Raw genomic sequence first — 9,952 nt, forward strand, 5'->3', positions numbered from 1 at the left:
TTAATCTGCTATCGTAGCGGCGGGACTAGATATATCGTCCGATGGCGCTTCTGTCGGTCTAATATCGTCAGGGCGGGCCGCGGATGCCGGTCCATGGCTGCCGCCCACCGACGCCATCGGATTCAGGTCTGCAACCTGAGTGATGAGCCAATCGCGGAAAATCTGGACGTCTTCTCGGTCAAGCGCGGCATCCGGGATCACCAGATGATGCTTTCGACCAGTCAAATAGCTTTCGGTCAAGGGTCGTATCAACGCGCCTTCATTGAGGTAATCACTCACCACGTGACGCCACCCCAGCCCGATACCAAACCCTCTGATTACGGACTGGATCATCGTTGAGTAGTTATTGAACGTAATCGCACGCTTGAAAGGAGCCGAAACTCCAAACTGTTCGAGCCAGCCCGCCCAGTTGAAGGGCGACCAAGGATAGACCGACCAATGTTGATCGTCCATATCCAGGAGCACCTCGTTGACCAAATCACCAGGCGTCACAATGCGCGGCGAGTGCGGCAGATATGATTTACCGCAGATCGGGAAAACTTCCTCGGCGAAAAGCTCGGTTGCCGTAAACCCCGGCCGCGGTAGATGCCCCATCACTACGGACACATCAAAACCGTCCGTCGCCGGCGCAGGGCTTCGTTCGAGAGAGACCAGGTGCAGATCGATGTTCGGATTGTTCATGATAAAATCACCGATCCTGTGGCTCATGAACATCGTGCCGAAGGACATCGGCATGCCCACAGTCAACCTTCGGGCCTTTTGCCCCCTCCGTACGCTGTCAAAGGCCGTGGCGATGTGAGCCAGGCTAAGGGTCGTTGCTTCAAACAACTCCTCCCCCGCCGGGGAGAGCGAGACCTTTTGGTTTCCGCGATTGAAAAGCTGGGTGTCGAGGTGGTCCTCGAGCGTCAAGATATGGCGGCTGACGGCAGCTTGAGTGACCGAGAGCTCGTTGGCAGCCTTCGTAAAGCTCATGTGACGTGCAGCAGCTTCAAATGCACGTAGTGCACTCAACGGCAGCCGTCGATAATCCTTCGACATACCTAATGGTTATCCCAGCCCCGAGAAAAAGTAAATTGCGGCCCTTGGGCGCCCTTGATTTGCGGCAGTGCATTCCATTTTGCGGCCGACCAGCCGGAGCGGCAATGCAGATCGCGCCTTTAGGCCAGCGTTCGATTTATGAACCGTGGCCAGGCCCGAAAGCGGCCCCAAAAGTGAGCTATTCGCGTCCGGCGCGCCATTCTCTGTATGCGAGGTTCAATCGCGCGCCCACGTCGGTCAACGGTCGCGGGGGCAAAGTCTGGGGCTTGTCGAAAGCGCTGAAGATATCGCCGAGCGGGGACCGATGGCCGACCAGGAGCTCGGCCGCAGCGATGCCTGCAGATGTGGCCTTGGTCCCGCCTATGCCGTTGCACGCACATGCAGCGAAGATTCCTTCTTCCAGTTCGCCGAACAGGGGCACGGAATTCCGAGTGAGCGCCATTGCACCCGCCCAGCGATACTGCATTTTTTTCAAGTGACGGTGATCGGGAAAGCGGTCAATGAATTTGCGATCGTGAAGGGCACCCGCTCTCTTCACCGAGCCCGCGCTGGCTTCGATATTGGGGTTGTAGGTGTAGCGCGAGCGTATGAGAAGTCGGTCGCCATCGGCTCCATTGATACGTCGGATCGTCGTGCCCATCGGCGCCGCCGGTGTCGCTCCCCATTTCCTGGATCCGCCAAGCGCAGAGGGAGCGAACGGCTCGGTTAGCGAGGCGTATGTGAAGACATGGAGAAGTTCCCCGCTCCCGAATCCAAAGCTCTCGGCATGGCCATTGGTCGCCAAGATCACACGGGCTGCACTAACCGCGCCCTTAGGAGTCTTCACCGCGCAGCCTGTTGATGAGGTTTTGATGGAGACGGCCGGCGTCCGCTCGAACAGCCTCACGGGCTCCTGAAACAAATCCGCAATGGCTCTTACCATGGCGGCGGGCTGAACCATGACGGCGCCAGGGGTGAAGAGCCCTGACCTGAACGATCGCGTCCCCGTAAGTTCCTCGATCTCCGCTACATTGAGCAACTGGTTAGGTTCGCCCATTGACTTGAGTTGGGACGAGTACGCCGCGAGATGCTCCGTGCCGGCGTTGGTGATGGCGACACTGTATTTGCCACTTGGATCAAAAATGTCCTTGCCCCAGCTATTCTCCTGCGCCAGGCGGGCATAGTGCTGGATGGCTGTCCGAGCAACCACGATCTCGTCGCGGCTTTTAGCGGCAGCATCCACTCCGAAATTACCGGAGGAGATGTCGTGGGGCAAATCAATGAGAAATCCAGAATTGCGCCCGCTGGCACCGTTTCCGACGACATCGGCATCCAGAAGAACTACCGAAAGTTTCGGGTCGAGATCCGCTAACCTGACGGCGGCTGCCAAGCCCGCAAAGCCCGCGCCGATGATGACGACATCGGAGTTGATGTTACCATCAAGCGCGGGCCTTGGGGTCCTGGGAGGGAGCAGTGCCGTCCAGCCGGATTGCGCGCCATGGTCGGGAAGACGGCGCGCATGGAACGTCTTGTTGATCATCGTGCCGATTCTTGCTCAGCCAATGGGCCGAGCGCCGCTCTAAGCGCCGCAATTCGTTCCGCGGGCACAGGCCTGAAAGGCTTTCTCACAGCACCGCTGCCGTAACCTGTAATTTCGGCCGCCGCGTAGGCGCTGGGGACATAGCCGCCGTAGTCACCCTGCCAAAGCAGCGACATGATGGGTTCCAGAGCGTGCCACTGGTCCCGCACATCGTCCCACCGATTTTCCTTCGCCGCCTTGACGATTGCCACGCACGCACGAGGGGTAACATTCGCGCCCCCCCAAATCAGTCCCGAACAACCCGCAAACAGCGAGAATGGGACGAGCGGATCGGCACCATTAATGATTTCCAGGCCGGTACCGATCAGTTTGACCTGTGCGACCAAGTCTCCACTGCTATCCTTGATTGCGCGGAACTCGGGCAGTTCGCAGAGTCTGCGAAGAAGATCCGGGGTTATGCGTATACCGACCGCCTGAGGCACATTGTATCCAATGATGGGTAATCCGACCTTGGCGACTTCGGCATAGAAGTCGAACACGCTGTCGTCAGTCGATGGACCTTCGAAGAACGGCGGTAGGAGCATTACACCGTCGGCGCCAGAGTCCTTCGCGAACTGCGTTCTATCTACGACGTCGGCCGTGAGCAGAGCTGAGGTCTGGGCGATCACTTTGGCCCGTCCGGCAACGATGCGCGCGCCGCGTTCTATGAGCGATTTTGACTCGTCCGGCGACAGATAGACATGCATACCGGTACCGGAGCTGAACACGAAGCCATCTATACCTGCGGCTAGGTAGCGCTCGACGTGTTCCTCTAAGCGGTTGAAATCAATACGTCCGTTAGAGTCGAATGGAGTCGTGATCGCCAGATTAAGACCAGGGAAAGCAAACGATGACATTTCAGAAACCTCCGTGTGAGCTGACCAGGTCAACCCAGAGGGTCTTTATCTGGCAATATTGATCATGTGCATGCAGGGACTTGTCGCGGCCGCCGAAACCGGACTGCTTGTACCCACCGAAAGGTGTGGCGGCGTCGCCCTCCCCGTAGGAGTTCACGGTGACGGTACCTGCCTTGATTGCCCTCGCCGCACGAAGCGCGCGCGTGCCGTCACCAGTGAACACAGAGGCCGCCAAGCCGTAATCCGTCTCATTGGCAAGCTTAACTGCTTCCGCAAGGGACTTCACAGCGATCACCGAGAGAATGGGCCCGAAGATTTCTTCCTTGACGTGCCGGCCCTCGTGACGCTGGAATTCGATGATTGTGGGCTCAATTGTTGTGCCGTTGAACGCGTTCCCGCCGGTGATCACCTTGCCGTCGTGTTCGAGGTAGCTGCTGACCTTCTCGAAATGGGTGACCGAAACAAGCGGCCCGATGCGGGTCTCCGGGTCCAGCGGGTCTCCCACAATCCAAGTCTTGGCGACTTCGGCCAGCTTCTCGAGCAGGCGATCCTTTACGTCCTCGTGGACGAACAGGCGCGAGATCGCCGAGCAGTTCTGGCCCATATTCCAGAAAGCGCCGTTGGCGATATGAGCGGCCACCGAATCGAGATCGGGTGCGTCCTCCATGACGATGCAGGGGTTCTTGCCGCCCAGTTCCAGCACGACTTCCTTCAGGTTGCTTTCGGAGGAGTACTTCAGAAAGCGCCGGCCGGTATCAGTCGAGCCTGTAAAGGAAATTGCGTCGATGCCCGGATGGCGCCCAATAGGCTCGCCGGCGTCAGGACCGTCACCTGTCACAACGTTGAAAACGCCGGGAGGCACCCCGGCATCCAGTGCAAGCTCCGCCACCCGCAATGTCGTTAGTGAAGTCTCTTCAGCAGGCTTAACTATAATCGTGCACCCCGCTGCAAGTGCTGGGCCAATCTTCCAAGCCAAGGTCAAAAGCGGAAAATTCCAGGGCAGCACGATTCCGACCACCCCGATCGGCTCGCGCACGATGAGGCCAAGAGACGCGTCGTTCGCAGGTGCGACCTGATCATAAATCTTGTCGATCGCTTCCGCGTGCCACCTGAGACTGTTCACCGCCTCGGGCACGTCGATGTTGATACAGTCGCCAATCGTCTTACCGCTATCAAGGCTCTCCATAAGCGCCAGTTCGGCCGTATTTTCCTCAACGAGGGACGCGAGACGGAGCAGAATCTTTTTTCGGTTTGCCGGGGCCAGTTTCGACCACCGACCGTCGTCAAGGGCTTGCCGGGCAACTGCTACGGCTTTGTCCACATCGGCCGCCGAACCTGCCGGAAGCTCAGCCAAGACCTCGCCCGTCGCAGGATTCCGGGTCTTAAACGTTTTACCGGACAGAGCAACCGTCTGCACTCCATCAACAATCATCTTGGTCGGCAGTCCGAGCGATTTGGCCTGCGTCTTGTAGTCGACTTTATCCAGCACTTCCGTTCTCCCTCGTGTCATAACGACATCGACAACAATGATCTTTTGAGCTCGCCCTGCATGCCGCCGGGTGCGTGCCCATCCTATTGCCGGAAGGATGGTGGCAACCTTTGCTGAACCAGCCGTCGAAACTGGCTCTGATGCGCGGCGTTGAGGAACGCTAGAGACGTGCAAACACTAAAACAACCGGATAAAAAGTTATGCGCGGCAGGCCTAAATGTTATCGAACTTAACCAGCTTCGCGCCGAAGCAATGACCCTATCCGGGTGTCGGCATGGAGGCGTGAAAGGGAAGGCGCCGCAAGTCATCTCAACTGACGAAAGTTGACTCTCGCCGGGGCCTCCCAAACCAACCGCGTGTTTGGCCATTGGCAAAGGTGTGGTCGGGTCGTGCCAAATATACAACGGATGTGTCGCGACCATTCTACGGCGTTCAGTCAAAGCGTCGTACGTATTCGGGCGCTAACCCGTTGAGGGCAGTCTCCAACGGCGACGTTTCATCGCGGTCACCGTACACATCGGCAAAATGTTTGGCCGGATGCCAACACCAGCAAAGCGAAAAGCCATGAAATTCAGCCACAGATTGTCAATTGTCGATTCACATACAGCTGGTGAGCCAAGCCGATTTGTCGTTTCGGGTTTCCCGAGGATACCGGGTTCGACGATGGCCGAACGAATGGGCAATCTGATCAACGACTTTGACTGGATCCGCCGGGTGACGATGAACGAGCCCCGGGGGCACCGCGACATGTTCGGCGGTGTGATCGTACCCCCCGTGAATTCGACTTCACATGCCGGTGTGGTCTACATGGACGGCGGCCAGTTCTACAATATGTGCGGACATGCATCGCTTGGTCTATGCGGGATGCTGGTGGAGACTGGGCAGGTTCCACGAACCGGCGTGAAGACGGAAGTCCGGTTAGATACGCCTGCCGGGCTTGTGGTTGGAACGGTTGCAACCAACGATGCGGGCGATGTGGAAGCGGTTTCCCTCATCGACGTCGCATCTTTTGCTTTCGCGCTGGATCAGTATGTCGATGTTCCCCAGTACGGCAAAGTCCGCGTCGACTTCGGTTATGGCGGCAATATTTTTGTGATTGCTGAGGCGGCAGATCTAGGCTTCCAGTCCATCGACCCGGAACATACGTCCGACTTGATCAAGGCCGGCGTGGCGTTGCGCCAGGCAGCAAGGGAGCAATTCCGTTTCCAGCACCCGGAGCATCCTCATATCAACGGGATAGACCTCGCCATGCTGACCGCTCCGGCATCGAGCACCTTAACAGACGCCCGTAACATTGTCATACTCGGCCAGGCCCAGGCGGACCGGTCGCCGTGTGGTACCGGTACTTGCGCGCGCATGGCTGTGGAGCATGCAAAGGGCAGGCTTGGAGTTCAAGAGCGTTTTAGGCACGAAAGCTCCATCCGGACCTTTTTCGATGCCCGCATTCTTGAGAAAACCAAGGTTGGTCAGCTGCCTGCGGTGATACCCGAAATTAGTTGTCGACCTTTTCTAACCGGATTTAGCGAGTTCGTCGTAGATCCAGACGATCCATTGGGGAATGGGTTCACACTTGGATAACACTTGGCGGGGGCAACCAGTTGATCCGCCGATGTAAGGAGTCAGCCCGTGGGAGTTCCTCACCTCCAGAACCGCAACATATTCATTGCAGGGGATGACCGTACGTTCGCTTGTGATTTAACGAAATCCTTCGCAACAGCCGGCGCAAAGGTCATTCGACCGGTAGATACGATCGAAGACGCTCTCGACTTCATCACGTCCTCAAAGTTGATCGACGGGGCAGTCCTGAGCGTGAACGATCAAGGCAGGGTCACGTTCATAGCGGCCGAGCACCTGCGGCGGCGGCGAATACCATGCATATTCGTGCTGGGGTTCAAGAGCTCCCCAATTCCTGATGAACTCAAGGATGTCAGGTACTTCGAGAAGCCGGTTGATCCTCGCTGTGTGATTGGGCTCATGGCAGCGCTGATTGCGGCTTAGATTGCAGCCGTGCAAAGACCGAGAAGTTTGGGAGGGGTCATAACCCACGGTCATCGGGAGGCCCAACAATACTCATTTGAAGACCGGCGGTTGAGCGCGGTATCCTGCGGCTTGGACCTGCTCTGGTCCTGGAGTGGGGTTGGGAGCTTCGAGGCAATCTCCGGCCCCTGTCTGAGGGTAGAAATCCTTCTGGCAAGTGGCAGGAACTCCATGGCGCTATGGGGAAGCTATTAGCAATGCCAAAATTCCCAATCAACTCAGGAGAGATGTTAGGCCCAGCTTATGTCAGACAAGGAATCCGTGCAGCAGTGATATCCTTCCTTATATGCGCGGCTCTATTCGTTCAGCTCATAACATTTAAGTTCGGTATCATTCTGTAAAACGAGCACACCACTTGGTGGTTACTGATACCGAGTTTGAACGAGAGAGGACGTCCAGATCTTTCGCGATTGTGTGATCACACAGGTCGCAGACCTAAATCCCATCCGCCCATCGTCGGCTGGCCAGTACGCCAAGTCCGGACCAGACCGGTTAGATGAGATCCCGGCTGACCCCGCGGGGCCGCCATCGTCGGATAATATTTAATCCTGCGGCACATGACTTTTTATACGGTTGTTTTACAGCCTCCCCCTCCGATAGCGTTCCTGGATTGATCAGGGGCAGTTCCGCTGTCGTTTTCCGCAGATTCAGGGCAGGGACTGTTGTGGTCGTATTGTCGTCGGAGAGGAGGTGGACTCGAGCCGTATCGGTGAGCGCGTGATCGTGCGAAACATCTTTCGCTCCTATGTCGACTACCGGCCGATGGATGGCTTGGTGTTTGGCTCGGAGTGCGACGGGGCTTTCGCTCAGTCGTGGCGCCGGTGAAAGCCTCGTTGAAATCTCCTCAGTGAGGCCCCCGACGTGGTCATGGACGTGACTGCCGGCCCTGCTTTTGCAGAGCTCCTTGATGTTTTAAAGAAAGGGGCAAAATACGCGGTCGCCGCGGCCATCGCACCCCATTTGTCGAACTTGATATGCGGACTCTGTATTTCAGCTTCTTTGGTTGTACATTCTAAGACGATGTCGTTTTCGAAAAGTACACCGAAAGCGGAGAGATCCGCCTTTTCGTTGGAAAAGCATACCCATTTAAGAACATCCTAGAAGCCCAGCAAGAATTTCTATCGAAAAGCGGAAACCTCATGTGCTCATAATACCGAGTTGAAAGAGAAAATACAGATGTCAGAACTGAAGATTGCGGCAATTGATGTTTTCCAGGTGGACCTGCCTTACTCGGGTGGTGTCTACCGGTTGTCGGGCGGCCGCGAGTACCGGTCCTTCGACGCAACCATCGTATGCATCACGACGGAAAACGGGCTTGAAGGATGGGGTGAAAGCACTCCGTTCGGTTCGACCTATGTCGCATCTCATGCTTTGGGTGTTCGATCCGGTATCGCCGAGATCGCGCCACGGCTGATTGGCCTGGACCCAAGACGTGTCGATCGCATCAATGATGCGATGGACGCAGCCCTCGTAGGTCATGAGCATGCCAAGACAGCGCTCGATGTCGCTTGCTGGGATCTATTCGGCAAGTCCGTAGGTTTACCGGTATGCGAGTTGTTGGGGGGGCGTACAGAATTCAGGATGCCGGTTATTTCAACAATCTCCATGGACGAACCGGACGTTATGCGCAGCCGTGTCGCAGAGCATCGGGCGATGGGGTACATCGGCCATTCGGTCAAGATCGGTGGCGACCCGGCTGAGGACGCGGCTCGAATTGCAGGTGCGCTCGCAGACAAGAAGTCTGGCGAGTACTTCATCGTTGACGCGAACGGTGGGATGACGGTCGAGACGGCGCTTCGCATGCTGCGGTTATTGCCGCATGGTCTTGATTTCGTACTGGAGGCACCCTGCGCGACTTGGCGCGAATGCGTATCGCTGCGCAGGCGTACCGACGTTCCCATTATCGCCGATGAATTGGCTACTAATGACGCATCAATCGTCCAGTTGATCGCTGACGATGCGGCAGAGGGAGTTGGACTTAAGATCTCCAAGAATGGCGGACTGACAAAAGGGCGTCGACACCGTGATATCTGCCTTGCCGCGGGTTACACAATGAGTGTCCAGGAAACGGCTGGATCGGACATTGCATTCGCTGCAATTGTACATTTGGGCCAGACCATTCCGGAACGGTATTTGCGGTGCGTGCTTGAAAGTCGAGTCGTGCTCTCGGGCAAGACCGCCGACGGTGCATTTGACGTTATCGACGGCCGCGTCGTAGCGCCTCATACGCCGGGACTAGGCGTCGCGCCTCGGATGGATGTTCTGGGAGAACCAGTCGCCAGCTACCGTTAGCACTCACCTCGGCCTAACTTTCTGAGACTTCCCTACGAGCTCTGGCTGTAGCCGGGCAAGACAACCGAAGCCAAACCTAGATCCTTTCACGTTTTGACGGAAGCATAGCCTGCGTTTTGGAAGTAGTTCTTGCATTCGGCTGCCTCGATCGTTTCGACGAGGTGGCCGATGTGGCGCCAAGTGTCCTCGACGGTGCGCTTCTGAGCTTGGCGCATCCAGTGTTTGATCTTGGCGAAGGCCTGCTCGATCGGATTGAGATCCGGCGAGTAGGGCGGCAGGTACCAGAGCCTGGCGCCGGCAGCCTTGATCATCTGCCTGATGGCCGCCGACTTATGGCTCCCCATATTATCCATGACGACGATATCGCCGGGCTTCAGCACGGTGATGAGCTGCTGCTCGACATAAGCACGGAAGCATTGGCCGTTGATCGGGCCGTCGAAGACGCAAGGCGCCGCGAGCCGATCCCAGCGCAGCGCGCCCAGGAAGGTCAGCGTGCGCCAGTGGCCGTACGGAGCCAAGCCGCGCAGCCGCTTGCCCTTTGGCCCCCAACCTCGCAGTGGAGCCATGTTGGTCTTGATCGTAAGCGCGTAGCTGATGCCGTTTAGCGCTGGTAGTTCCAAGGCATGAGCGCCTCGATGTTGCTGTTTGGCCAACCATTGGCGATGCGCTCGAGGGTTTGGG

General features: G+C 57.2%; 8 protein-coding genes and 1 pseudogene. 4 read left to right on the forward strand and 5 right to left on the reverse strand.

Translation table 11 applies throughout. The features are described 5' to 3' along the window. The 4 genes from NKI66_RS31565 to NKI66_RS31580 form a co-directional block, all read right to left on the reverse strand. Complete coding sequence (locus tag NKI66_RS31565) at positions 1-1,038, reverse strand: LysR substrate-binding domain-containing protein (protein ID WP_352753948.1); 1,038 nt, start codon at positions 1,036-1,038, stop codon at positions 1-3. 178 nt (positions 1,039-1,216) lie between these two features. Continuing rightward, positions 1,217-2,557, reverse strand: coding sequence for an NAD(P)/FAD-dependent oxidoreductase (locus NKI66_RS31570; protein ID WP_352753950.1), 1,341 nt, complete (start codon positions 2,555-2,557; stop codon positions 1,217-1,219). Continuing rightward, positions 2,554-3,453 carry a dihydrodipicolinate synthase family protein gene (locus NKI66_RS31575; RefSeq protein ID WP_352753952.1) on the reverse strand — a complete coding sequence of 300 codons (900 nt, stop codon included), beginning with the start codon at positions 3,451-3,453 and terminating at the stop codon, positions 2,554-2,556. The genes NKI66_RS31570 and NKI66_RS31575 overlap by 4 nt, the downstream gene beginning before the upstream one ends. A 1-nt stretch (position 3,454) precedes the next feature. After that, entirely contained in the window at positions 3,455-4,963 is a 1,509-nt protein-coding gene (locus tag NKI66_RS31580; RefSeq protein WP_502900987.1) for an aldehyde dehydrogenase, read from the reverse strand. A 543-nt stretch (positions 4,964-5,506) separates the two neighbouring features. Between NKI66_RS31580 and NKI66_RS31585 the strand changes: the two genes are divergently transcribed. From NKI66_RS31585 to NKI66_RS31595, 4 genes are all read left to right on the forward strand, one after another. Beyond that, entirely contained in the window at positions 5,507-6,520 is a 1,014-nt protein-coding gene (locus tag NKI66_RS31585; protein WP_352753953.1) for a proline racemase family protein, read from the forward strand. Positions 6,521-6,568: 48 nt separating this feature from the next. Further along, entirely contained in the window at positions 6,569-6,940 is a 372-nt protein-coding gene (locus tag NKI66_RS31590; protein ID WP_352753955.1) for a response regulator, read from the forward strand. 711 nt (positions 6,941-7,651) lie between these two features. Continuing rightward, positions 7,652-7,804 (forward strand): hypothetical protein, encoded by a 153-nt coding sequence (locus NKI66_RS32730; protein ID WP_502900988.1) that lies wholly within the window; start codon positions 7,652-7,654, stop codon positions 7,802-7,804. 351 nt (positions 7,805-8,155) lie between these two features. After that, positions 8,156-9,271 carry a mandelate racemase/muconate lactonizing enzyme family protein gene (locus tag NKI66_RS31595; protein WP_352753957.1) on the forward strand — a complete coding sequence of 372 codons (1,116 nt, stop codon included), beginning with the start codon at positions 8,156-8,158 and terminating at the stop codon, positions 9,269-9,271. Between the two features lie 86 nt (positions 9,272-9,357). Here the strand turns inward: NKI66_RS31595 and NKI66_RS31600 are convergent. Then, positions 9,358-9,849, reverse strand: a pseudogene (locus tag NKI66_RS31600) (IS630 family transposase); the annotation flags it as partial. Positions 9,850-9,952: the final 103 nt, after the last annotated feature.

This window comes from Mesorhizobium sp. M0518 (genome assembly GCF_040321125.1).
In the GTDB taxonomy this organism is placed as follows: domain Bacteria; phylum Pseudomonadota; class Alphaproteobacteria; order Rhizobiales; family Rhizobiaceae; genus Mesorhizobium.

Excerpts from the sequence above, each read along its gene's own strand:
- NKI66_RS31565 (WP_352753948.1), bottom strand. The coding sequence starts at position 1,038 with ATGTCGAAGGATTATCGACGGCTGCCGTTGAGTGCACTACGTGCATTT.
- NKI66_RS31570 (WP_352753950.1), bottom strand. The coding sequence starts at position 2,557 with ATGATCAACAAGACGTTCCATGCGCGCCGTCTTCCCGACCATGGCGCG.
- NKI66_RS31575 (WP_352753952.1), bottom strand. The coding sequence starts at position 3,453 with ATGTCATCGTTTGCTTTCCCTGGTCTTAATCTGGCGATCACGACTCCA.
- NKI66_RS31580 (WP_502900987.1), bottom strand. The coding sequence starts at position 4,963 with ATGACACGAGGGAGAACGGAAGTGCTGGATAAAGTCGACTACAAGACG.
- NKI66_RS31585 (WP_352753953.1), top strand. The coding sequence starts at position 5,507 with ATGAAATTCAGCCACAGATTGTCAATTGTCGATTCACATACAGCTGGT.
- NKI66_RS31595 (WP_352753957.1), top strand. The coding sequence starts at position 8,156 with ATGTCAGAACTGAAGATTGCGGCAATTGATGTTTTCCAGGTGGACCTG.